The organism is Tautonia sp. JC769 (assembly GCF_040717455.1).
In the GTDB taxonomy this organism is placed as follows: domain Bacteria; phylum Planctomycetota; class Planctomycetia; order Isosphaerales; family Isosphaeraceae; genus Tautonia.
The window spans coordinates 1-23,397 of sequence record NZ_JBFEFH010000042.1; the positions used below are offsets into that span (position 1 = coordinate 1).

The window sequence follows — 23,397 nt, forward strand, 5'->3', positions numbered from 1 at the left end:
GAGAGATGCAAGACCTTTTTCGGCTCCGGTACCGAACAGGGGAGGTGCCGTCGAGGCCGGATCAGTCTTGCGCCACGAGGTCAGCCTCTCGGAAACGGTAACCGACGCCCCGGACCGTCTCGATCAATTCGGAGCCGGCACCGAGCTTCTTCCGAAGGCTCTTGATATGGACATCGATGGTCCGCTCCAGGACCATGGCATCCTCGCCGATCGCGGCGTCCATCAATTCGTGGCGGGTGAAGGCCCGGCCGGCCTGGCGCAGCAAGACCTCGAGGAGCCGGAACTCGGTGGGGGTCAGGGGAAGCTCCGCGCCTTGGAACAAGGCGCGGTGACGATGCTTGTCGATCGTCACCCCCTGGACCTCGAAGACGACGGCCGAGGCGGTTTCCGCGTGGCTGGCCCGGCGGCGGAGGACGTTCTTGATGCGCTGGATGAGGACCTTGAGGCTGTAGGGCTTGGTGACGTAGTCGTCGGCGCCGACGGCCAGGCCGATCAGCTCGTCGCTCTCCTCGGCCTTGGCCGTGAGCATGAGGATGGGGATCTCGCGGGTCCGGGACCCGGCCCGGAGCTCCCGGCAGACCTCGAGGCCGGGTTTGACCGGGAGCATCAGGTCGAGCACGATCAGGTCGGGCAATCGGAGCTGGGCCTGGCGGAGCCCGTCCTGGCCATCATAGGCGATCAAGACGTCGAAGCCTTCGCGGCGGAGGTTCATCGCCAGCGTGTCGGCCAGGTGATGTTCGTCTTCAACGATCAGGATCTGCGTGTTGGCCATGAGGGGGAGTCCGTCGCCCGGAGATTCGCGAACCGGAAGGAAAGGATCGAGAGGTTACGGATCGATCGGACGGCGATCGCCCGACCCAGGACGTTAATCGAGGATCGAGGGGGTTCCGTCCCGACAACGAGGGGCACGCGCGCCCCTCCTGGCTCCGGTCAATCCGCGATCAATCGTAACCGGTGTCGCCCAGGCATCTCATGAAAAACATGAGAAGAAGTCATGAAGTCGGCCGAGGCTCGAAGGGGCGGCGATCGAGCATCTGGCGGACGACCTCATGGAGGTCGCCGGTCTGCTCGAAGATGGCCACCTGGCGTTCGGAGCCGGTCGGCTGCTCGGCCATGTCGAGGACCATCTCGATCTCCCGGAGGCAGCCGAGTTCCTCGGGGACGCCCCGCCTGATGAGCGTATCGACCAGGTCGGCGACGATCCGGCGGGCGGGCCGGGCCTCGGCGGTGAAGGGGTCGACCAGCTCGGCGGCCATGCCGTAGCGGCAGGCGCGCCACTTGTTCTGGCGGTTCATGAAGGGGTGGCCGTCGGGCAGGTAGGTCCCCTCGTCGATCTGCCGGGAGAGGTCGCGGACGATGCACTGGATGAGGGCCGCCAGGCCGACGACGGTCGGCAGGTCGGGCGGCATGTCGCAGACGCGGACCTCGACCGTGCCGAAGTTGTGGTGGGGGCGGATGTCCCACCAGACTTCCCGGAGGCTGCGGATGAAGCCGGTGTCGATCAGGTGGTTGAGCAGCCAGACGTATTCGCTCCAGTTGCGCATCACGGGGGGGAGCCCGGCGGTGGGCAGGTCGTCCATGACCTTGCTCCGCTGCGAGTGCAGGCCGGTGTTGCGCCCCGACCAGAAGGGGCTGTTGGCCGAGAGGGCGAGCAGGGTCGGCAGGTGGCGGAGCATCCGGTCGCAGATCATGATCGCCTTGTCGCCCGAATCGACCCCGACGTGGACGTGGAGGCCGAAGGTCACGAGCCGTCGGGCCGTCTCCTGGAGCAGGTCGACGAGGCCGTGATAACGGTCATCGGGCGAGATCTGCTGCTCGTGCCAGTGCGAGAACGGGTGCGTGGCGGCCCAGAAGAGGCGGAGGCCGTGACGCTCGACGATCTGCTCGACGACGCTGAGCTTCTCGGAGAGGTCGCGGCTGACGTCGGCCGCGGTCTGGCAGATCTCGGTGTTGATCTCCAGGTAGCACTGCATGATCTCGGGCTTGACCCGCTCGGCCAGGGCCGAGGGGACCTCGGGCAGGATGTCGCCGATCGCGTTGCGCAGGCCGAGCGTCTGCGCGTCGACGAGCTGCAGCTCGATCTCGACGCCGAGGCTCGGCCAGTTGTTGCGCACGAATTCGAGACGATCGGCCATGACCTCACCCCTTTTCCGAGAGCAGGACAACGGATCGGGCCAGGATCTTGGCCCCCAGAACCAGGGCCCGCTCGTCGATGTCGAAGCGGGGAGAGTGCAAGGAGTGCCATCCCGAGGCCCCCGCCACCCCCAGGCGAAGCATCGCGCCGGGGGCGAGGGCGAGGTACGCAGCAAAATCCTCGCCACCGAGGCTCGGGTGCGGGATCGACCCGACCCGATCGGCCCCGAGGATCTCGGCCGAGGCGTGGGCCATGGCGGCGATGACCGAGGGGTCGTTGATGACGGGCTCGATCCCGTGAAGGAACTCGACCTGCACCTCGGCCCCGGTGGCGACGCCCACGGCCCGGGCGACGCCCTGGACGGCGGCGCAGGCGCGTTCGCGGGCCGACTGGCTGAGGGACCGGATCGTGCCCTCGATCTCGACGTGATCGGGGATCACGTTGTTGGCCTCGCCGCCGTGGATCGAGCCGAAGCTGACGACGACCGGCTCGCGGACGTCGACGGCCCGGGGCACGCATTGATAGACGCCCGAGACGAACTGGGCCGACGCGGCGATCGGGTCGATCGCCAGGTGGGGCCGGGCGGCGTGCCCGCCGCGCCCCCGGATGACGATGCGGAGGTCCCGGCAGTCGGCCGTCAGGACCCCGGCCCGCTGGGCCACCCGGCCGACCTCCAGCTCGGGATCGACGTGCAGGGCGATGATCGATGCGACGCCTTCCATCGCCCCGGCCCGGATCATCTCGACGGCCCCCTCGGCCGTCTCCTCGGCGGGCTGGAAGATGGCCCGCCAGGCGATCGGCCGGGGGAGGTACTCTCGGCAGCGATGCAGGGCCAACGCGGCGCCGAGGGCCATGGTCGCGTGGGCATCGTGGCCGCAGGCGTGCATGACGCCGTCTCGGGTCGAGCGGTAGGGGACGGCGAGCTTGCCTTCCTGCATCGGCAGGGCGTCCATGTCGGCGCGGAAGGCGACCCGGGGCTGGCCGTCGAGGCCCGCCCTCGGGCCGGCGATGATGCCGCGGCCCGTCGGGGCGATCTCGTGGGGGATCCCGGCGTCGTTGAGGTGGCGGGCGAGTTCCCGGGTGGTCTGGAACTCTTCCCGGCTCGGTTCGGGGTGCGCATGGAAATGCCGCCGGACCGACCGGAGGAACTCACCCATTTCGTCGATCGAGGCGTCGAGGGCCTCGGGGAGCGTCGTGACCATGACTCCATGTTAACCGCGAATCGGGCGAGGGGAAGCGGACCGAGCCGCGAGATCCCCCCGAAGGTTGCCTTCGGACCTCGATCGGGCGATCATCGGGGAGAGCAATGGACCGGGACCGTCGCCCCGGCCGAACCGAAAGAGAGAGAGAAAGGGACACGAGTCCCTCCTCCTTGAGAATCCGATCGGCCCTCGACCTGCACGAGACGCGACGATGACCGAGATCACCTACTTCGAGGAAGTCCGTTGCGAGCTTTCTCCCGGCCTTCGGGATGACCACCTGACGGCCTGCGTGACCGACGAGGAGGGCCGGACCCAGTATCTCGACGTGACCCCGACGCTGATCAATCGGCATGAAGGGGTCCCGTTCCTCCCGGTCGGCTTCGTCCAGATCGACCGGGAGCGGCGCCGGGTGCTGGTCGAATTCCCTTGCGAGGCGTACTCCGGGGCCAACCGGGCCTGGATCGCCTTCGAACACCTGAGGCACGTGGACAGGCCCATCTCATGATCCTCTCGGACCGGGAGATCGAGGCGGCGATCCGGCACGGGTTCCTGACCATCGACCCGGTCCCGGCCGAGCACCTCTGGACCTCGACCGCGGTCGACCTGACCCTCGACGCAACCCTCGTCCGCTGGAAGCCGGGGGGCCCGGCCGTGCGGCCGGGATTGCCCGGGTTCAACATCCGTCGCCTGCTCGAGGATCCGGATCGGGCCGAGCGGGTGCCGATCTTCACCGAGGGCTACGAATTGCAGCCGGGGCAGTTCGTGCTCGGCTACACCGAGCAGACGATCCACCTGCCCAAGGGCTCGCGGCTGGCGGCCCGGGTCGAGGGGAAGAGCAGCCTGGCGAGGCTCGGCGTCGGGGTGCACGTGACCGCGCCGACGATCCACGCCGGGTTCGGCGACAACCCGGACGACCCGAACGACCGCGGCCTGCCGATCCAACTGGAGATCTTCAACCTCGGCAACCTGACCGTCGCGCTGGACGTGGGGATGCCGATCTGCCAGCTCATCCTGGAGGAAGTCCGAGAGGCCCCGGTCAAGGGGTACGCGGGGCAATTCTCGGGGCAGAAGAGCTTCACCGAACTGAGGCCGTGAGGAGCGGGGGGCGGAGCGAGGCGGGGCGCCTCGCCCTCAGCCGATCCGGCCGGTGATGTAGGCCTCTGTGCGTCGATCCTTGGGGGTCGTGAACAGCAGATCGGTCGGGCTGAACTCGGCCAGGACGCCGGGGCGGTGGGAGTCGCCGCGGTCCTGGTCGAGCATGAGGCAGGCGGTCATGTCGCTCGTCCGGCGGGCCTGCTGCATGTTGTGGGTGACGATGACGATGGTGTAGTCGTCCTTGAGGTCTTCCATGAGGTCCTCGACGCGGGCCGTCGAGATGGGGTCGAGCGCCGAGCAGGGTTCGTCCATGAGGATCACCTCGGGCTCGACCGCCAGGGTGCGGGCGATGCAGAGGCGCTGCTGCTGGCCGCCGGAGAGGTCGAGGCCGGAGCGGTGCAGCTTGTCCTTCACCTCGTCCCAGAGGGCGGCCCGGCGGAGGGATCGCTCGACGAGTTCGTCCATGTTGCCGGTGTAGCCGTTGATCCGGGCCCCCCAGGCGACGTTCTGATAGACGGTCTTCGGGAACGGGTTGGGCTTCTGGAAGACCATGCCGACCCGCCGTCGCAGGGCGACCGGGTCGACCTGGTCGCCGACGATCTGGTCGCCGTCGAATTCCAGGTGGCCTTCCATGCGGAAGCTGGGGATCAGGTCGTTCATCCGGTTGAAGCAGCGGAGCAGGGTGCTCTTGCCGCAGCCGGACGGGCCGATCAGGGCGGTGATCCGGTTGCGGGGGATGGCGATGTTGATCTGGCGGAGGGCCTCGGTCGACCCGTACCAGACCGAGAGGTCGCGCGCCTCGAGGACGACGGCCGAGGTCTCGGGCGAGGGGAGGTCGACCGGGGGGGTCTGCGACTGCTGGTCAATGCTCATTTCGGATGCGGATCCCCGGGGTTGGTGATCGAGGGGTTCGGGGCGGGTCCGGGGACGCCGGCCTCGGAGTCGCCGTTCGCAAACGCCCGATGCGAGGGGAAGACGGCCTGGCTGACGGCCCAGCCCATCCGGCTGACCTGCGAGATGGCTCGCCCCGCGAACCGACGGCCCGTCGGCGTGCGCAGGAAGATGGCCACGGCGTTCATCGAGAGCAAGAGGGCGAGCAGGATCAGGATGCCCCCGGCGGCGACGGTCCGGAACTCCTCTCGGGGGAGCGTGGCGAAATTGTAGATCTCGACCGGCAAGGCCGTGTAATAGTCTGCCGGGCTCGACGGGGTATACAGGATCGAATTGGCCGCGCCGACCATCAGGAGCGGGGCCGTCTCGCCGATCGCCCGGGAGAGCGACAGGATGGTGCCGGTCAGGATGCCCGGCAAGGCCGAGGGCAGGACGTGGTCTCGGATCACCTGCCATCGCGTCGCCCCGAGCGCCAGGGCCGCCTGGCGGAGCGACGGCGGCACGGCCCGGAGCGATTCCTGCGTGGCGATGACCACGATCGGCAGGACCAGGAGGCTGAGCGTCAGGGCCCCGGCCCAGAGCATCTTGCCCAGGGCGAGCGGGTCGAAGCCGAAGGCCCGGCTGAAGACCACCAGGCCGAGGATGCCGTAGACGATCGAAGGCACCCCGGCCAGGTTGGCGATGTTGGTCTGGATCGTGCGGCGGACCCGGCCCGGGGGGGCGTATTCTTCCAGGTAGAGCCCGGCGCCGACCCCGGTCGGGATGGCGATGACGGCCACCAGGACGAGCAGCCAGAGGCTGCCGGCGATCCCGGCCTTGAATCCGGCCTCGCCCGGCTCGGGAGAGTTGGTCGAGGTGGCGATCCGGGTCATGAACCGCCAGAACTCGCCGGCGTGCTGGCCCAGCGCGTACCAGGGGGGGTTCGGCGGGTACGACATCGCCTTGGCGAGGACCGAGCCGAGCAGGACGGCCAGGACCACCACCCCGCTGAGCGTGGCCAGCAGGCAAAGCCCGGCGAAGAGGACGCCGAAGACGCGGCGGCGCACCTGGCGGGGCCGGTACAATCGATCGCTCGGCCGGCTCACTGGTACTCCTCCCGGAAGTGCCGCAGGATGATCCCGGAGATGATGTTCATCACCAGCGTGACCCCGAACAGCGCCAGCCCCACGGCATAGAGTGAAAGGTGTTCGGGGGTCCCGACCGCCGCCTCCCCCTTCATCGTGTTGACGATGTAGGCGGTCATCGTCTCGACCGATCGGAGCGGGTTGAGCACGATCTGCGGCTTGACCCCCGCGGCGAGCAGGACGGCCATCGTCTCGCCGACGGCCCGGCTGATCGCCAGGATGAACGAGGCGAGGACCCCCGACAAGCCGGCCGGCAGGACCACCCGCGTCGAGACCTCGAACTTGGTGGCCCCGAGGCCGTAGGCGGCCTCGCGCAACCCCCGGGGGACGGCCGAGAGCACATCCTCGGAGAGGGAGGAGACCATCGGGATGATCATCACCCCGACGACGATGCTCGCGCTCAGGGCGTTGTAGAATTCGACCCGGACCAGCGGCTCCAGCACCGCCTTGAGCACGGGGGTGACCAGCAGCAAGGCGAGGTAGCCGTAGACGATCGACGGCACCCCGGCCAGCAGTTCGAGCGTCGGCTTGAGCACGGCGCGGAGCCGGGAGGGGGCGTATTCGCTGAGGAAGATGGCGCTGAGCAGGCCGATCGGCAAGGCGACCAGGGACGAGCCGAGGGCGATGACGAAGGTCCCCCAGATCAAGGGGAGGATGCCGAACCTCGGCGGGTCTCCCTTGGGATTGAGCGTGGTCCCGGTCAGGAACTCGAGGACGCCGACGCCGGAAGCCCGGAAGAACCGAAACGACTCGACCCCGAGCACCGCGACGATGCCGATGGTCGTCAGCACCGTGATGAGGGCGCAGAGGAAGATCAAGGGCGGGATGACGAACTCCTGGCCCTTCTGGAACCAGGATTGCCCCATCCAGTGACGCCTGGGGGGCAGCTTGGGAGAGACCGGGGCGGTCTGAGGGAATTGGGTCACGGCCAGCCTACAGGGGGGGGAAAGTGGCGATCATCGCGAAGGAACGCGAGCGGTCCGGTCCGGTCCGGTCGCGGGTCCGGTTCAATCGGCGGTGGGGGGGGCCGACCCGGCCACGGAGATCGTGGCCTTCACCCGGCCGAGCGTGGCCAGGTTCTCGGATCGTTCCCGGGTATTGGGGGGGACGTAGCCGGCCTGTCCGGCGAGGTCCTCGACATGGTCGAGGTAGAAGCTGACGAATTCGGCGGTGGCGGGGCGCCTCATCGCCTCGTCCTTGACGTAGATGAACAGGGGGCGGGACAGGGGGACGTACGAGCCGTCGTAGATCGTCTCGATCATGGGGGCGACCGGTTCCGCGTCGTCGTCCTTGCGGATGGGGACGGCCCGGAGCCGATCGCGATTGGCCATGTAGTAGGCGAATCCGAAGTATCCCAGCGAGTTCACGTCGCCGGCGATGCCGTTGACCAGGACATTATCGTCGGCGCTCGGCTGGATGTCGTCACGCTGCTCCGCGAGGTCGAGCGCCTCGTGGACGAAGGTGTCGTAAGTGCCCGAATCGGGGTCGGGCGTGTAGAAGGAGATCGCCTGATCGGGCCACTCGGGGTCCAGGTCGCGCCAGGTCTTGATGGCGCTTCCCCGCTCGAACAGGGCGCGAAGCTGATCGATCGAGAGGGCGTCGACGAACGTATTCGAGGGGTTGACCGCGACCGTGATGCCGTCGTGGCCGACCAGGTAGCGGGACCAGACGTAACCCCTGGCCCAGGCACGTTCTTCCTCGATCGGCTTGGCGGGGCGAGACGCGTTAACGATGTCGACCTCGCCCTCGATGTATCGGCCGAAGCCGCCGCCGGTCCCGTGGTAGTCGACCGTGATCTTGGGGACACCCTCGACGGCCCTGGTGAACGCCACCTGGGCGGCGACGCTGATGGGGAAGACCGTGCTCGACCCGTCCACGACGACCGGGCGTTCCGCCCCGCACCCGGCCCCGGCGACGATCCCGAGGCAGCCGGCCAGGACCACCAGGCCCGGCCGAGCGGGGATCCTCCCCCGCGGGCGGGCGCGACGGGCCGAGAGGCTGACCGACGCTTGCGGGCGCGAGGGCGAGGGGAGCGAGGCGAGGGCGGTCGTCGCCATGGAGGACTCACTCGAACAAGAACCAGGAAGAGATCTCGACCGTCGATCGTGGGGCGTGTGACGCGGTCGGAGCGGCATCGGGGACCCGCGCCGATGCGATGGTGCCAGGCTACCAGAAGATCTTAACGAAGGACGGTGAATATCTTATGAAGTTCCGGGCCGGTTGAGAAACTTCGCCGGGCGAACCTGGCCAATCCAGGCAATCCGACCTCGGCTCGGCTTGCCAAGCGGCATTGGGTCGCGATAATCGGTCGGATGAATGCTGGAGGGGTCCCGGGACGCGCGTCTGGTCATGCCGGCATGACGCGGGGAGAGGACGGATCGGCGAGGCGGCTCTGCCGGCATCGTCGACGATCAGGGAGGTGATCTGGTGCGTCTTGAACTCCGATCGTCCCGCCGCCGACGATCGTCGGCGGTGGGGACCGCCCTCGTGGTCGTCCTGCTGGCCGGATCGGGCCTGATGGGGCCGGCGGTCGAGGCCCGAGGCCAGACCGATCGCGCCCGGCCCGGGGGCGAGCCGGTCCCCGAGGCGCTCAACTTCGCCAATGGACTGTTCCGGGCCCGCCGGTTCGACCTGGCGGTGCAGGAATATCAAGGATTCCTCGGCACCAATCCCACCGCGTCCTTCCGGGCCGAGGCGCTCTACGGCCTGGCCAATGCCCACCACTTCCTCCAGGAATACGCCGAGGCTCGCGCGGCCTTCGAGGAGTTCCTGGAGGTCGCGCCCGAGGACCACCCGAGCGTGCCGACGGCCCTGTTCCGGGTCGGAGAGCTGGCCTACGTCCTCGGCGACTTGCCGGCGGCGCTGGACGCCCTGGAATCGTACACGGGGGGGGCGAAGAATCACCGGTATCAGGAGCTTGCCTGGCCTTACCTCGGCGATGTCCGGTTCCAGCGGGGCGACCTTGAAGGGGCGCGGGAAGCCTACGAAGAGACCCTGAACACGTACCCGGATGGTCGGCTCTCGGATCGGGCCCGGCTGTACCTGGGGAGGGTCCTCGTCCGCCAGGGAGAGTCGCGGCTCGCCCTGTTGCGGTTCCAGGAGTTGCTCGAACGCCCCGAGGCCCCCCAGCGCGACGAGGCCTTTTATCAGGCCGGACGCCTGCAACTGGAAGCCGGGGCCTTTGAGGAGGCGATCGCCTCCTTCTCGGCCCTGGAAGCGGCCATCCCGCAGAGCCCTTACGTCGCCCGGGGCCGCCTGGGGACGGCCGAGGCCCTGCTGGCCCTCGGACGCTACGAGGAGATGAGCGAGGTGCTCGGACCGCTCCGGGACGATCCGACTCCCGAGCTGGCCGCGAGGGCGTCGTACACGATCGGCCTCGGGGAGCTGAAGCAAGGCCGCTCGGCGGAGGCGATCGTCGTCTTCGACGAGGCGTTGGGGCGATTCCCGGAGACCTCGACCGCCCCCGCCCTGCTCTTCCGATCGGCCGAGGCCGCGGAACGGGGCGGCGACCCGGCCGATGCCCTGGCCCGGTTCGAGCGGCTGGTCGAGGCGTATCCGGAGGATCGCTGGGTGGATGACGCCCTGCTCCAGGCCGCCTCCCTGGCCTTGAAGCTCTCCCAGGAGGAACGGGCCATCGAGCTGGCCCGCCGGGCCCGATCGAGGTCGGACGACGACGGCCCGATCGGCGCCCCTGCCCTGCTCATCGAGGCCCGGGCCACCCTCGAGGCCGAGAGGCCCGAGGAGGCGATCCAGGCCCTTGACGCCCTGCTCGCCCGTCCGGGGCTGGATCGGGAGACCGACCAGGCCGCTCGATACTACCTGGGGCTGGCCACCAGGGCGGCCGGGCGGGAGGAGGAGGCGATCCGGCTCCTGGACGAGCTGTCGAAATCGCCCGACTCTCCTTATGCCCTCGACTCGCTCTATCTCGTGGGGCAGGCGCACTTCGACGCCGGTCGGTTCGACGAGGCGATCGCGGCCCTGGCCCGGTTCGTCGAGACTCGCCCCGACGGCGACGCGGCCGACCACGCACTGGCCCGGATTGCCCTGGGGCACGCCGAACTCGGCCAGCATGAGCAGGCGGACACGACCCTCACCCAGCTCTCGGGGCGATTCCCCGGGAGCCCGGTCGTGGGACCGACGCTGCTCCGGGTCGCGGAGACCGCCCTGGCCGCGGAACAATGGGGCCGGGCCGAACGCCACTTCCGCGCCGTGACCGATCGGGAGCAGGGCGACCCCAGCCAACGCGCCCGGGCCTGGTCGGGGCTGGGATGGTCCCTGATGGGTTCGGACCGCCCGGCGGACGCCATCGAGGCGTTTGCGAAGGTCATCGAGGAGGCGGGCGAGGGCCCTCTGGCGGCCGAGGCGTCGTATGTCCGGGGGCGGGCGCTGCAGGACCTGGACCGGCCCGACGAGGCGATCGAGGCGTTCGCCCGGGTGGGCTCGCATCACCCGGATTCGATCGAGGCCCCGAAGGCCGATCTGGCCCGGGCCCGCTTGCTGGTGGAGACGGGCCGGGCGGACCAGGCGGTCCCCGTCTTCGAAGCGTTGATCGAGTCCGGGCAATCAGAGCCGGCCGAGGCGGTCGACCTCCTGCTCGCGGAGCTGGCCTGGGCCCTGATCGACGGCGATCGCATCGAGGAGGCCGATCAGGTCTTCAAGCGCCTGCTCGAGGAGCACCCGGCCTCTCCCCAGGCCGACGATGCCCGCCTGAACCTGGCGGAATCGGCCTTCCAGGCGGGGCGGTTCGACGAGGCCCTCACCTGGCTTGGGCCCTTGACCGACGAGGCCGCGGAGACGGAGCCCCGCATCCTCCAGGCCGCGCTCTACCGGGAGGGCCGGGCCCGGGTCGAGCGGGAGGAGTGGGCCGAGGCGGGCCGGGCATTCGGGCGCCTCATCGGCGCCTTCCCGGACGGGCGATTCGCCCGGGAGGCCGGGTTCTGGGCGGCCGAGGTGGCCTTCCGGAAGGGTGACCCCGAGGCGGCCGAGGCCGGGTTCCGGGCCCTGATCGACGCCGACCTGGAGGGCCAGGGGCCGGAATCGTGGCTGCCGACCGCCCGCTTGCGGCTCATCCAGGCCCTGGTGCAGCAGGAGCGCTGGTCGGACGTGCTGGCCCTGGCCGATGCCCTGAAGGCCGACGTCCCGGACCTGCCCCAGATGGCCGACCTCGACTACGCCCGGGGCCGCGCCCTGCAGAGTCAGGCCCCGCCCCGGTTCGAGGACGCCCGGGCGGCCTACCAGGCCGTCGTCGACGCCCGCAAGGGGGGAGAACTGGCGGCGATGGCCCAGTTCATGAGGGGAGAAACCTTCTTCCACCAGAAGCGTTACGACGAGGCGCTCCGCGAATTCCTGAAGGTCGACATCTTGCCCTCGTACGACGATGCGCCCAAGTGGCAGGCCCTGGCCTTGCTGGAAGCGGGGAAAGTTTACGAACAACTCGACCGCTGGGCCGACGCCGCCGACATTTATGAGAGGCTCCGCTCGCGATTTCCGGACGAACCGGCCTCGGACGAGGCCGCTCGCCGGCTGTCCGTGGCGCGACGGCGGGTTTCAGGAGAGGCGGTTGGCGGGGGTTCGGGATCGGGTCGGCGGGGTTGAGGATCGGATCGCCGGCACCCGAGGGACCCCTCGAACCACATTCAATAAGGACGTTCGCCATGCGTTGGAATGCGTTCGAAAGCCGCCTGATGCCACGTTGTCGGAATGTCGGCCCGGCGCTGCTGGCGATGGGGCTGGTGGTGGTGATCGGGGGCGCCGATCATCCGTCGAACCTCGAGCGGGCCTCGGCGGTCGCGACCGAGCAGCTCCAACAGCTCGCCCGACTCGCCCGATCGTGGTATTCCTCCACCCCGCCCGCCGACCGCATGACCTGGGGCGGCCTGGCGGCCTGCGGCGTACTCGGCCTGAGCGTCCTGGCGGAGCGGTCGCTGCGCCTGCGGAAGGCCCGGGTCCTGCCGACGCGCTTCGTCGATCGCTTCCGGGACCGCCTGGAGGATGGTCAACTTGATCAGAGTAAAGGCACCGACCTCTGCGAGATGAACCCGAGCCCGGCCTCCCGGATCGCCCTGGCGGCCATCCGACGCTGGGGGAGGCCCGCTCCGGACCTGGAACGGGCGGTGAGCCTGGCCAGGCAGGTCGAGGCGGATCGGCTCCGGCGCAACGTCGGCACCCTGCGTCGGATCGCGGCATTGGCCCCGCTCGTGGGCCTGCTGGGCACGCTCATGGCGGCGGGACGGGCCCTGTCTCACCTGGAAGGGGCGGCCGCCTCGGCCTCGTGGGGCCCGGCGCTGGGGGGTGCGCTGGCCCCGTTGACGGCGGGGGTCGCACTGGCGATCCTGGCACTGGTGGCCTACGACGGGTTGATGGGGCGGGTCGAGGCGCTCGAAAACGCGCTCGATCGCCTCGGGGCGGAGACGGTGGACGCCATCGCCGTGCTGGCGACGGCCCAGCAGGCAAGCCGGGCCGACAAGGGTTCGATGGCGGCGGCGACGCCCCACCGGAACGCCTCGGCCGGTCCCCACTTCGGGGTCGGGGGCCAGCCTCGGGGCTCGCAGCCGATCCGGGTCGAAATCCCCGACTCGTTACGCAACTTCTGACGCCCCCTTCCGGTGGAGAGTGCCCCCTTGAGCGTTCGGGCGTCGGGGCGCTCATCGCCGGAAGGGTCCCAGGCCCGGAGGGTCGGGGCCTTCCTGAGACGACGACCGGAGGAGCGATGACCGGCCTGGATCTGGAACCATTCCTCCGATTACTTCAGGCCGACGTCGGCGCCTGGACGACCCTTGGCGTGATGGTCCTGCTCCTGGGCCTGATCGTCTGGACCGGCTGGGGCTCTCGCAGGGTGCTGCGCAAGTGCCTCGTGCTCTCGGTCCTCGCCCATGTGGGCCTGGTCTTCTCGAGCAGCGAGGAGCTCTCGAAGCTCATCGGGCCCGGCGTGCCGGATGGCCAACTGGGCGATGAGCCGGGCATCCGAGCCATCCGGGTCACCAGCACCCCCCTCTCCGCCGGAGGGAGGGCGAAAGACCTTGAACCCCCCGGGTCCGAGGGGAACGGTCGGGGGGGAGGCCTCGCGGTCGATCAGGATCTGGTGGCGATGGCCTTACGCGGGGCGATCGAGCCGGAAGGGCGAGGGGCCGCCCGCCCCGACGTCTCCCCGGGACAATTGCCCCAACCCCAGGCCCTGGACCGGATCGAGGGCCCGGGGCTGGCCGACGCGGCGCCTGCCCCCGAGCCGGCGCTGCCGAGCGATCCGATGGACGGGGACCGGGCGTTCGAACCGGAGCCGGAGGCCCTCTCCCTCGTTGAGCCGGCGGCGATCGACCCGGCCGACGTGGCGGCCGTGATCCGCGACGATCGTCCCGAGGGCCGACCCGCAGGGCTTCCGCTGCCCGATCCCAAACGGCTGGCGAGCCGACCGGGCCGCCGCGACGAGCCGACCGGGCTTCGGCCTTCGCCCCGGGCGGAACTGCCCCCCCCGTCGTTGCCCGACCTTGATCTGCCCGATCCGGTCCTCGGGTCACTCCCCGATCGCCGTGTCGATCCCTTCGATTCGAGCCCGATCGCGCCCCGGCCGTCCGCCGAATCGGCCCCCGAGGGATCGGACGTGGCCGAGGCTCGCCCCCGAGCCGGGTCGGACGCCCGACCATTGCCCCCGGATCCCGAGTTCCCTGAGGCACCCGATCGAGGGGCATTCCGCCCGGCCCCGGGGCCGCGAGCAACCGTCGACCTGCCGCCTCCCCGGGCGTCTCGCCTCGCGCCGGAGGAGGTCCCGCTTCCCGACCGGGGTCTCCCGGGATCGGGCCCGCCGCCGCTCCCTGTTGTCGAGGCGAGGCCCGGCGACGGCGAGCGCATGGCGCCCGAGATCGAGACCCCTTCGGAGGCGGACCCCGAGGCGGTGGCAGGCCCGGATCGCCGCCCGGTGGCCCGACGGGCCGAGGATGCCCCCCTCGACGTGCCCGAGGCGGACCTCCGGGTCGCGGCCCGGCCCGCCCCCGATCGCGAGGCGGCCCGGGTGGCCGAGCGATCGGCCCCGGTGGCGGCCCTCGATCTCGATCGCCTGGTCCCCCGGACGCTGCCCGATTTGCCCGGCATCCCAGGGGCGGTCGAGCGTCGGACCCTGGAAGACGTGCCCGAGGTCTACCGGCCTCGGCTCGATCCCAATCGCTCGGAGCTGGCTCGGCGAGCCGGGGCCAGCGCCGCCAGCGAAGAAGCCGTGGAGCTGGCGCTCGACTGGCTCGCCCGGCACCAGGACGCCGACGGCCGCTGGAACGCCGGGACGGCCCGATACCGGGACGGCTCGCCCGCCTCCGGGGACGCCGGCTTCACGACCCACTGCCCGCCGGGGGACATCTGCCACGGCGAATGCTTCTACTGGGAGGCGGATACGGCCGTCACCGGCCTGGCCTTGCTCGCGTTCCTGGGCTCCGGCTACACGCACCTGGACGGGAAATACGCCCCGGCCGTCGGCCGGGGGATCGACTTCCTGCTGACGATTCAGAAGGCGGACGGGGACCTGAGGGGCCCGAGCCGGGCCGTCGGCATGTACTGCCACACGATGGCGAGCCTGGCCCTCTCGGAGGCCTATGCCCTGAGCGGCGACCCGAAGCTCAAGGCGCCGGTCGATCGGGCCGTCGCCTTCCTGGTCGACAGCCAGTATCCGGGCTTGATGGGCTGGCGTTACCTCCCCAGGGGAGAGATTCGCCGGACCCCGGCCGAAGGGGGCCGGGGCTGGGATTACGAGCCCCATCCTCCGGTCGGCGATACGAGCGTCCTGGGCTGGGTGGTGATGGTGCTCAAGTCGGCGTCGGAAGTCGGCATCGAGGTCCCTTCCACCGCGGCGCAATCGGCGCGGAACTGGCTGCAGCGGGTCGCCGACGGCGATGCGGAGGGCCTGGCCCGGTATCAGCCGTCGCGGCCGGCCGATCCAGTCATGTCGGCCGAGGCCTGGGTCTGCCGGCAGTTCCTCGGGTTCGGGGGGCCAGGGGCGGCCAGCACGGAGGCGGCCTCGTACCTGCTGCAACATCCGCCCTCGGCAGACACATTCAACAGCTACTACTGGTATTACGCCACGCTGGCGATGTACCAGGCCGGCGGACCGGCCTGGGATCGCTGGAACCCGCTCGTTCGGGACACGCTGGTCGACCTTCAGCATCGCGAGGGGCACAAGGCCGGGAGCTGGGACCCCGACCCGACGCGCTACGGGACCCACGGGGGCCGCGTCTATACCACGGCCCTGGCCGCGATGACGCTGGAGGTCTACTATCGCTACCTCCGGTTGTATGTCTCTGACGCGGGAGTGGCGGGAGGCTCTCCCCTCGCCCCTCGAGCGTCAGGCTCGGGAGACGATGCCCTGAGGCGGGCCGGGGGCCGGTAATCACCGCTGAAGGTCGTCGAGTCGGGGCGACGCGCAGCGAATGACGGATCGGGCCGAGGCAGCCCCATGCCCGAGACGCCCGGGGCCGTTACAATTGTCGTCGACTCGACGAGACGCCTCGGATCCGAGACGGATCGCCCACCGCCCGACCACCGTTCCGCTCGGGAGACGACCCCTTTGAACCCCCTGCTGCTCCGATTTCCGATCCTCTGGGCACAGACCGTCCCCGACGAGTTCGAGATGCCCTTGATGGCGCTCCGGCGTTGGTTCTGGGGCCAGACCCTGTCGTCGGCCAGTGTCGTGCCGGGTTCCGAGGGATTCTGGGCCTGGATGCTCGGCCTGCTGGTTTTGCTGCTGGTCGCGATGGTCGCCCAGGGCCCGGTCCGGGCGCTCGGCCAGTTGTTCGATCTGCCGGGCCACATCCGGCTCTTCGGCGCGGCGGTGGAGCGGCTGCGGGCCTCGGCCCGGCTCGTGATGATCTTGCTGGGGGCGTCGGTCATTTCCTGGACGTCGTCGCTGCTGGTGCGCTACAGGAGCCCGCTCGGCCTGGCGGACCTGTCGTTGCTCTCTCGGACCCGGTCGGTCCCCGAGGCCGCGCTGGAACACGGGATTCTGGCAGCGCTGACTCCGCTCCGCGACCTGTTCAGCCTGGCGGATCTGCTCGTCCTGCTCGGGATCGCCGTCGTCGTGGCCTTCCGGTTCTCGGCCGATCGGTGGGGGACCGATGCGATGGACCAACGAGACCGGGTCAGGCCGGGGTGGGTGACGGTCTCGTGGATCGCCGCCTCGGCGTACGGCGCGTATCGGCTCGTCGCGATCGTGGCATCCGCCGACGACCTGCCGATCGGCGGCGGGTTGTACGTCGAGCCGCTGGTGGTCCCGGCTTTGATGCTGATCTCCGACGGCTTGCTGGCCGCGTGGGTCCTGGTCGAGCTGCGACGGGCCGAGCGTTCGAGCGACGTCGAGCCGATCGAGGTCGCCGCCATCTTCGCCCTGGTCCCGGCGGCGATGCTGGGATGCCTGGCGGTGATGCCGGCACGCTACCTGGCCGCGATGAGTTACCTGGCGCTGCCGTATGTCCCCGATGGCTTCGCGCGGTCGGTGCTGGCCCCGATGCTGGGGGGCTGGGGCCTGGTCTCGATCCAGGGGGCGGCCCTGGTGATGGTGGGCCTCGTCGGGGCGGCTCCCTGGTGTCGGGGAGGGTGGCGAGGCGCCTTGAAGGGGTACGGCCGGCTGCTCCGGGCCGAGGGAGGACACCTGGTCGCGACGCTCCTCCTGGGGGGGGTGGCGGCGGCGGTTCCGGTGGTTCTGGCGTATGGGCTGGTCCTCTCGTTGCCGCCGCAGCCGTGGGTCTTACCGGCGGCCGACAGCTACGCCCACTATGTGACGCTCGTCGTCGGGCTGGGATTGCTCGCGGCCCTGGTGGAGCTCGGAAATCGCTCGGTGATCGCCGAGAAATCCGACGCCGGCCAGGAGGTCGCCGAAGCCCTCCCGGCGGCCTCATGACGGGGCTCCCGAGTCGGGCGCGATCATCGAGCCTGGCGTGTTGCGCTTGACATGAACGCCACCGGGTGTGAGGATTAGAGGAGTCGATCAGGCCCGGGCCCGACAACCGAGCAGCCTCTCCTTGATCCTGCTGCTCCGGCTGTTTTGCCCGCCAACGTGACCAGCGATTGCGTTTCATCATTCGTCGATCGTCGCCCGGGCCGGGCCCATCCCCCACGACACATTTGACAATTCGGAATCGCCTCAGTTCGAGGTTTATCGCCCCCTGCGCAGGCGCCGGTTGGCTCGCGGGAGAAGGCTTGCGCTGACTCCCCGCCGCATTCGTGCGCCCTTGAAATGCGTCGTCCAACGCGTCGCCCGTCGCGTCCGGAGGCACCGAGCAGTCAGGAGGGACACCGCATGACGGCCGGATCGGACTTGATTGCCAAGATCGCTCGCCGCCAGAACCTGGCGGAATATCAGAAGAAGCACTGGACAGGGACGTTTTCGGAGTATCTTGAGATCGTTGCCCGGGACCCGAAGGTCACGCGTAATGCGTACCAGCGGGTCTATGATATGATCCTGAGCTTCGGCACCGAAGAGATCGTCATCCACAAGGAGAAGTTCGTCCGTTACAGGTTCTTCGACGACCCGATCGAAGACGGACACGACGCGATTTTCGGCCTCGAGAAGCCGTTGATGAATCTGGTCAACGTGCTCAAGAGCGCCGCCCTTGGCTACGGGACCGAGCGTCGCGTCCTTCTGCTCCACGGCCCAGTGGGCAGCTCCAAGAGCACCATTGCCCGGCTGCTCAAGAAAGGGCTGGAGTATTACTCGCAGACCGATGAGGGCGCGCTGTACACCTTCGACTGGAAGGAAGAGGGGCCCGACGGCGAGGATTACTGGGTCCCGTGCCCGATGCACGAGGAGCCGTTGCACCTGATCCCCCCCGAGTACCGGGCCGACCTGCTGGCGGAATTGAACGCCGGCCGCGACCCGGACGATTTCCAGGTGCGGATCATCGGTGAGCTCGACCCGTATTGCCGGCAGATGTTCAAGGAGCGTCTGGAGCGTTATGGAGGCGATTGGACCCGGGTGCTGGAGGATATCCGCGTGCGTCGCGTCTTGCTCTCGGAGCAGGATCGCGTCGGCATCGGCACCTTCCAGCCGAAGGACGAGAAGAATCAGGATGCCACCGAGCTGACCGGCGATATCAATTACCGGAAGATCGCCGAGTATGGTTCCGATTCGGACCCGAGGGCCTTCAACTTCGACGGCGAGTTCAACATCGCCAACCGGGGGATCATCGAGTTCATCGAGGTCCTGAAGCTCGACGTGGCGTTCCTCTACGACCTGCTCGGCGCGAGCCAGGAACACAAGATCAAGCCGAAGAAGTTCGCGCAGACGGACATCGACGAGGTGATCGTCGGGCACACGAACGAGCCCGAATATCGCAAGCTCCAGTCGAACGAGTTCATGGAAGCCCTGCGCGACCGGACCGTCAAGATCGACGTGCCGTACGTCACGAAGCTCTCCGACGAGATCAAGATCTACGAGAAGGATTACAACAGCCGTCGCGTCACCGGCAAGCGCATCGCGCCCCACACGCTGGAAGTGGCGGCCATGTGGGCCATCCTCACTCGCCTGGAGGAGCCCAAGAACGCCGGCCTGACCCTGATGCAAAAGTTGAAGCTCTACAACGGCAAGACCCTGCCGGGCTTCACCGAGGACAACATCAAGGAGTTGAAGGAGGAGGCCGAGCGCGAGGGGATGCTCGGGATCAGCCCCCGATACGTCCAGGACAAGATCTCCAACGCCCTGGTCGCCCACGCCGAGGAGCGATCGGTCAACCCGTTCATGGTGCTCAACGAGCTGGAATCGGGCCTGAGGCACCACTCGTTGATCAACAACGAGGAGGTCCGCAAGCACTACAAGCACCTGCTGGCGGTCGTGAAGGAAGAGTATGAGGATGTCGTCAAGAACGAAGTCCAGCGTGCCATCGCCGCCGACGAAGAGGCCCTGACGAGGCTCTGCGGCAACTACATCGACAACGTGAAGGCCTACACCCAGCGGGAGAAGGTCAAGAACAAGTACACCGGCCAGCCGGAGGAGCCCGACGAGCGCCTGATGCGGTCGATCGAGGAGAAGATCGACATCCCCGAGAGCCGCAAGGACGACTTCCGCCGGGAGATCATGAATTACATCGGTGCCCTGGCGCTCGATGGCAAGACGTTCGACTACAAGACCAACGAACGGCTCCAGAAGGCCCTGGAACTGAAGCTGTTCCAGGACCAGAAGGATACGATCAAGCTGACGAGCCTCGTCTCCAGCGTGGTCGACAAGGACACGCAGGAGAAGATCGACATCGTCAAGGGACGCCTGATCCGAGACTACGGCTACGACGAAGATTCGGCCACCGACGTCCTGAACTACGTGGCCAGCATCTTCGCCCGAGGTGACGTGAAGCGCGGCGGCGGCTAAACCGGACCGATCCCCGAGGCGGCTCGCGGTCCAGACCAAGTCTGCGAGCCGCCTTCGACCGATGGGCGGTGGATGTCAGCTCCCCGGTTCTTTCGCATCGTGCAGGCAGGGCGGGTTGCCCCGGCATGGGGCGGCTCCGGCCGCGTCGACGGGCGTTCTCGCGCCTGTCGGCCACCCGCCCGATCTCAACAGTGGCGAGGGGCGTGGGCCTTGGTACGGAAAATCGAGCGGGACCAGAACCGCTTCCGACAGATCGTCCGCGGCAAGATCAAGGCGGACCTGAAGAAGTACATCACGCACGGCGAGATGATCGGCAAGACCGGCGGCGAGCTGGTCTCGATCCCGATGCCGTCGATCGACCTGCCCGAATTCCGATACGGCCCGAAGGGGTCGGGCGGGGTCGGCCAGGGTCCCGGCGACATCGGCCAGCCGATCGGCCGATCCGGAGACGGCGAGGAAGGTGCCGGCCAGGCGGGCGACAGCCCGGGTCAGCACATCCTCGAGGTCGAGCTGACCATGGACGAGCTGGCCGAGATCCTCGGCGAGGAGCTGGAGCTTCCCCGCATCCAGCCGAAGGGGCAGGCCAACATCATCGAGGAGAAGGATCGTTACACCGGCATCCGACAGGCCGGCCCCGAGAGCCTTCGCCACTTCAAGCGGACCTACAAGAAGGCCCTGAAGCGGCAGATCGCCTCGAACACCTACAACCCGGACGATCCGATCGTCATCCCGGTCCGAGAGGACAAGCTCTACCGGTCCTGGAACCCGATCTATCTGCCGCAGACCAACGCCGTCGTCTTCTACCTGATGGACGTCTCCGGCAGCATGACCGACGACCAGAAGGAGATCGTCCGGATCGAGGCCTTCTGGATCGACACCTGGCTCCGGAGCCAGTACGACGGCGTGACCACCCGTTACATCATCCACGACGCGGGGGCCAAGGAGGTCGACGAGCACACCTTCTACCACACGAGGGAGTCGGGCGGCACGCGGATCAGCTCGGCCTACCGCCTGGCCCACAAGATCATCGAGGCCGACCACCCGCCGGCCGACTGGAACATCTACGTACTGCACTTCTCCGACGGCGACAACTGGGGAGAAGACAACCGCCACTGCGTGGAACTCTTGCGCAAGGGTTTGCTCCCCAAATGCAACCTCTTCGGCTACGGCCAGGTCGAGAGCCCCTACGGTTCGGGCGAGTTCATCCGGGAGCTGGAAGACGCCTTCGAGAACGAGCCGAACCTGGCCCTTTCGGAGATCCGCGACAAGGACGGGATCTACGACTCGATCAAGGAATTCCTCGGCCGGGGTCGCTGATCGCCGGCCCCGGACGGCGCTCAGCACCCGGAACACGATCGGACGACCGCTCGTCCCCGGCCCCCGACACATCGGCCCCGCCGCCCCGAATGCAATCGAACTTACTGATACGCTGATCGCCCGGGCCACCGATCGTCGCTGCAGTCCGGAACGTCTCGCGGAGCACGACCCACCATGTCATTCGTCAGCACCCAGCACGACCTGCCGGCAGACCTCCGGGCGTTGCAGGTGGAGATCGAGGAGCACGCCCGCTCGTTCGGCCTGGATTTCTACGACACGATTTTCGAGGTCCTCGACTACGACGAGCTGTCCGAGATCGCCGCCCTGGGAGGGTTCCCGACCCGCTACCCGCACTGGCGATTCGGCATGGAATATGAACAACTTTCCAAGGGCTACCGCTACGGGCTGCAGAAGATCTACGAGATGGTCATCAACAATGACCCCTGCTACGCCTACTTGCTGCGGTGCAACATGCCCGTGGACCAGAAGCTCGTGATGGCACACGTGTATGGCCATAACGACTTCTTCAAGAACAACATCTGCTTCGCGCCGACCAATCGGAAGATGATGGACGAGATGGCCAATCACGGCAATCGCATCCGGTCGTTCATGGAGCGATTCGGCGAGGAGACGGTCGAGAATTTCATCGACAGTTGCCTCTGCCTGGACAGCCTGATCGACATCCACTCGCCGTTCATCAAGCGTCGCGACGCGCCGAACCGCTACGACTTCTCGGACGAGGCCGACCGGACGCCCCCGTCGGACAAGTTTCGCAGCAAGGATTACATGGACCGGTTCGTGAATCCGCCGGAGGCCCTCAAGGAGGTCGCCCGCCAGAGGGAGGAGGAGAACGCCAAGGCCCGGCGATTCCCGGAGCAGCCGGAGCGAGACATCCTGCTCTTCCTGCTCGAGCACGCCCCCTTGAATGGCTGGCAGCAGGACGTGCTGGCGATCATCCGGGAAGAGGCGTACTACTTCGCCCCGCAGGGGCAGACGAAGATCATGAACGAGGGCTGGGCCTCCTACTGGCACTCGACCATGATGACCACCCGACTGCTCGACGGCTCGGAGCTCGTCGACTACGCCGATCACCACTCGGGCACGATGGCCACCCAGCCCGGCCGGCTCAACCCGTACAAGCTCGGGATCGAGCTCTTCCGAGACATCGAGGAACGCTGGGACAAGGGCCAGTTCGGCCCCGAGTACGAGTCGTGCGACGACTACGAAACGCGACGCACCTGGGACACGGGTGCCGGGATCGGCCGCCGGAAGATCTTCGAGGTGCGCCGGATTCACAGCGACGTCACCTTCATCGACACCTTCCTCACCCCCGACTTCTGCCGCAGGCACCGGCTGTTCAGCTTCCGGCACAACGACCAGGCCGAGCTTTACGAGATCGAGAGCCGCGAATTCAAGAAGATCAAGGAGCGTTTACTCTTTGGTTTGACCAATTTCGGCCGGCCGATCATCCGGATCAAGGACGGCAACTATCGGAACCGAGGCGAACTGTACCTGGAGCAGGAGTACTTCGGCGTCGACCTGAAGCTCGACCACGCCCAGGACACGCTCCGGCATTTGCATCGCCTCTGGACGCGCCCGGTTCAACTGGAGACCTGCGTCGAGGGGCGTCCCACCCTTCTCTCATTCGACGGCACGGATCACACGATCCGTCCCCTGGGAGGCCAGTCCCATGAGCCTGAGCACCGCGATCGCCGCCGAGCTTGACGCCCGGCCCGACCAGCCCGGCACGGTCTCGGCCCAGGACGGGCCGGACTCGCTGGCGCTGGACATCGTTTCCAATACCCCGGTCGGTGTGAACCTGGAACACCTCGACTTCGCGGTGATCGACCCCGGACGGCCGGGGTGGACCATCGACGAGCTGCGCGACTGGGGAGACCGGCTCGCCAAGCGAGTGACGTATCTGATGGAGCCCCTGGTCGTGATCGAGGTGGACGCCCAGGGTGGGGAGGTCGAACTGCGCAGCCAGTCCCCGACGCCGAGGGGCCAGTTACGCTCGTATTACGAGGTCCGCCTGGACAAGGCCGGGACTCTCCGGCTCGATCGCCTCTCGTTCGACGCGCAATCCCGGAGACGCCAGCCGAGCCCGTTCCAGCTGACGCGAGAGGTCCTGGAACGCCTGGCGGACGACCTGGCGGACACCGCCCACAACCGTTGACCCGACCAAACCGACCACCCTCAAGTTCGGGGATTCGCGGGGTGATTGCGAGACATCGGCCTTCGGACGGCTCGCTTGGGCGGCGCTTCCTGGTATGATGGGCGTGATCCGGTCCGGGCCCCGAG

The 23,397-nt window shown here is 68.4% G+C and carries 17 protein-coding genes; 10 read left to right on the forward strand and 7 right to left on the reverse strand.

All coding sequences use genetic code 11. The features are described from left to right. Positions 1–61: 61 nt before the first annotated feature. The 3 genes from AB1L88_RS25380 to AB1L88_RS25390 form a co-directional block, all read right to left on the reverse strand. The gene (locus AB1L88_RS25380) at positions 62–772 is read right to left on the reverse strand and encodes a winged helix-turn-helix domain-containing protein (RefSeq protein WP_367099511.1); all 711 of its coding nucleotides are present in this window, start codon (positions 770–772) and stop codon (positions 62–64) included. Between the two features lie 220 nt (positions 773–992). Further along, positions 993–2,135 carry a YbdK family carboxylate-amine ligase gene (locus tag AB1L88_RS25385; RefSeq protein ID WP_367099512.1) on the reverse strand — a complete coding sequence of 381 codons (1,143 nt, stop codon included), beginning with the start codon at positions 2,133–2,135 and terminating at the stop codon, positions 993–995. Between the two features lie 4 nt (positions 2,136–2,139). Continuing rightward, positions 2,140–3,336: an amidohydrolase gene (locus AB1L88_RS25390; RefSeq protein ID WP_367099513.1), complete on the reverse strand. Its 1,197-nt coding sequence runs from the start codon at positions 3,334–3,336 to the stop codon at positions 2,140–2,142. Between the two features lie 211 nt (positions 3,337–3,547). Here AB1L88_RS25390 and AB1L88_RS25395 point away from each other — a divergent pair, with 211 nt between their 5' ends. Together AB1L88_RS25395 and AB1L88_RS25400 are read left to right on the forward strand one after the other, a co-directional pair. Beyond that, complete coding sequence (locus tag AB1L88_RS25395) at positions 3,548–3,841, forward strand: hypothetical protein (RefSeq protein WP_367099514.1); 294 nt, start codon at positions 3,548–3,550, stop codon at positions 3,839–3,841. Further along, positions 3,838–4,431, forward strand: a complete 594-nt coding sequence (locus tag AB1L88_RS25400; RefSeq protein ID WP_367099515.1) for a dCTP deaminase — start codon at positions 3,838–3,840, stop codon at positions 4,429–4,431. The genes AB1L88_RS25395 and AB1L88_RS25400 overlap by 4 nt, the downstream gene beginning before the upstream one ends. Before the next feature lie 36 nt (positions 4,432–4,467). On the opposite strand, the gene pstB is transcribed toward AB1L88_RS25400, so the two are convergent. From pstB to AB1L88_RS25420, 4 genes are all read right to left on the reverse strand, one after another. Next, positions 4,468–5,304 (reverse strand): phosphate ABC transporter ATP-binding protein PstB, encoded by an 837-nt coding sequence (gene pstB, locus AB1L88_RS25405; RefSeq protein ID WP_367099516.1) that lies wholly within the window; start codon positions 5,302–5,304, stop codon positions 4,468–4,470. After that, on the reverse strand, positions 5,301–6,407 hold the full coding sequence (gene pstA / locus AB1L88_RS25410) for a phosphate ABC transporter permease PstA (protein WP_367099517.1): 1,107 nt from the start codon (positions 6,405–6,407) through the stop codon (positions 5,301–5,303). The genes pstB and pstA overlap by 4 nt, the downstream gene beginning before the upstream one ends. After that, positions 6,404–7,372, reverse strand: a complete 969-nt coding sequence (gene pstC / locus AB1L88_RS25415; protein ID WP_367099518.1) for a phosphate ABC transporter permease subunit PstC — start codon at positions 7,370–7,372, stop codon at positions 6,404–6,406. The genes pstA and pstC overlap by 4 nt, the downstream gene beginning before the upstream one ends. 81 nt (positions 7,373–7,453) lie before the next feature. After that, positions 7,454–8,503 (reverse strand): PstS family phosphate ABC transporter substrate-binding protein, encoded by a 1,050-nt coding sequence (locus AB1L88_RS25420; protein WP_367099519.1) that lies wholly within the window; start codon positions 8,501–8,503, stop codon positions 7,454–7,456. A 370-nt stretch (positions 8,504–8,873) separates the two neighbouring features. On the opposite strand from AB1L88_RS25420, the gene AB1L88_RS25425 reads away from it, so the two are divergent. The 8 genes from AB1L88_RS25425 (at position 8,874) to AB1L88_RS25460 (ending at position 23,272) form a co-directional block, all read left to right on the forward strand. Then, positions 8,874–12,041 carry a tetratricopeptide repeat protein gene (locus AB1L88_RS25425; protein ID WP_367099520.1) on the forward strand — a complete coding sequence of 1,056 codons (3,168 nt, stop codon included), beginning with the start codon at positions 8,874–8,876 and terminating at the stop codon, positions 12,039–12,041. A gap of 89 nt (positions 12,042–12,130) precedes the next feature. After that, a complete protein-coding gene (locus AB1L88_RS25430; protein ID WP_367099521.1) occupies positions 12,131–13,039 on the forward strand; it encodes a MotA/TolQ/ExbB proton channel family protein in 909 nt (302 codons plus the stop codon). A 116-nt stretch (positions 13,040–13,155) separates the two neighbouring features. Further along, positions 13,156–15,813, forward strand: coding sequence for a hypothetical protein (locus tag AB1L88_RS25435; RefSeq protein ID WP_367099522.1), 2,658 nt, complete (start codon positions 13,156–13,158; stop codon positions 15,811–15,813). Positions 15,814–15,990: 177 nt separating this feature from the next. Further along, a complete protein-coding gene (locus AB1L88_RS25440) occupies positions 15,991–17,319 on the forward strand; it encodes a hypothetical protein (RefSeq protein WP_367099523.1) in 1,329 nt (442 codons plus the stop codon). A 399-nt stretch (positions 17,320–17,718) separates the two neighbouring features. Continuing rightward, positions 17,719–19,779 (forward strand): serine protein kinase, encoded by a 2,061-nt coding sequence (locus AB1L88_RS25445; protein WP_367099524.1) that lies wholly within the window; start codon positions 17,719–17,721, stop codon positions 19,777–19,779. A 210-nt stretch (positions 19,780–19,989) separates the two neighbouring features. Next, positions 19,990–21,096 carry a DUF444 family protein gene (locus tag AB1L88_RS25450; RefSeq protein ID WP_367099525.1) on the forward strand — a complete coding sequence of 369 codons (1,107 nt, stop codon included), beginning with the start codon at positions 19,990–19,992 and terminating at the stop codon, positions 21,094–21,096. Between the two features lie 174 nt (positions 21,097–21,270). Next, positions 21,271–22,821, forward strand: coding sequence for a SpoVR family protein (locus tag AB1L88_RS25455; RefSeq protein WP_367099526.1), 1,551 nt, complete (start codon positions 21,271–21,273; stop codon positions 22,819–22,821). Further along, positions 22,787–23,272 carry a hypothetical protein gene (locus AB1L88_RS25460; protein WP_367099527.1) on the forward strand — a complete coding sequence of 162 codons (486 nt, stop codon included), beginning with the start codon at positions 22,787–22,789 and terminating at the stop codon, positions 23,270–23,272. Before AB1L88_RS25455 ends, AB1L88_RS25460 begins: the two co-directional genes overlap by 35 nt. The last annotated feature ends 125 nt before the right edge of the window (positions 23,273–23,397 follow it).

Coding starts and splice junctions, on each gene's coding strand:
- AB1L88_RS25380 (WP_367099511.1), bottom strand. CDS start 772: ATGGCCAACACGCAGATCCTGATCGTTGAAGACGAACATCACCTGGCC.
- AB1L88_RS25385 (WP_367099512.1), bottom strand. CDS start 2,135: ATGGCCGATCGTCTCGAATTCGTGCGCAACAACTGGCCGAGCCTCGGC.
- AB1L88_RS25390 (WP_367099513.1), bottom strand. CDS start 3,336: ATGGTCACGACGCTCCCCGAGGCCCTCGACGCCTCGATCGACGAAATG.
- AB1L88_RS25395 (WP_367099514.1), top strand. CDS start 3,548: ATGACCGAGATCACCTACTTCGAGGAAGTCCGTTGCGAGCTTTCTCCC.
- AB1L88_RS25400 (WP_367099515.1), top strand. CDS start 3,838: ATGATCCTCTCGGACCGGGAGATCGAGGCGGCGATCCGGCACGGGTTC.
- pstB (WP_367099516.1), bottom strand. CDS start 5,304: ATGAGCATTGACCAGCAGTCGCAGACCCCCCCGGTCGACCTCCCCTCG.
- AB1L88_RS25420 (WP_367099519.1), bottom strand. CDS start 8,503: ATGGCGACGACCGCCCTCGCCTCGCTCCCCTCGCCCTCGCGCCCGCAA.
- AB1L88_RS25430 (WP_367099521.1), top strand. CDS start 12,131: ATGCCACGTTGTCGGAATGTCGGCCCGGCGCTGCTGGCGATGGGGCTG.
- AB1L88_RS25435 (WP_367099522.1), top strand. CDS start 13,156: ATGACCGGCCTGGATCTGGAACCATTCCTCCGATTACTTCAGGCCGAC.
- AB1L88_RS25445 (WP_367099524.1), top strand. CDS start 17,719: ATGACGGCCGGATCGGACTTGATTGCCAAGATCGCTCGCCGCCAGAAC.
- AB1L88_RS25455 (WP_367099526.1), top strand. CDS start 21,271: ATGTCATTCGTCAGCACCCAGCACGACCTGCCGGCAGACCTCCGGGCG.
- AB1L88_RS25460 (WP_367099527.1), top strand. CDS start 22,787: ATGAGCCTGAGCACCGCGATCGCCGCCGAGCTTGACGCCCGGCCCGAC.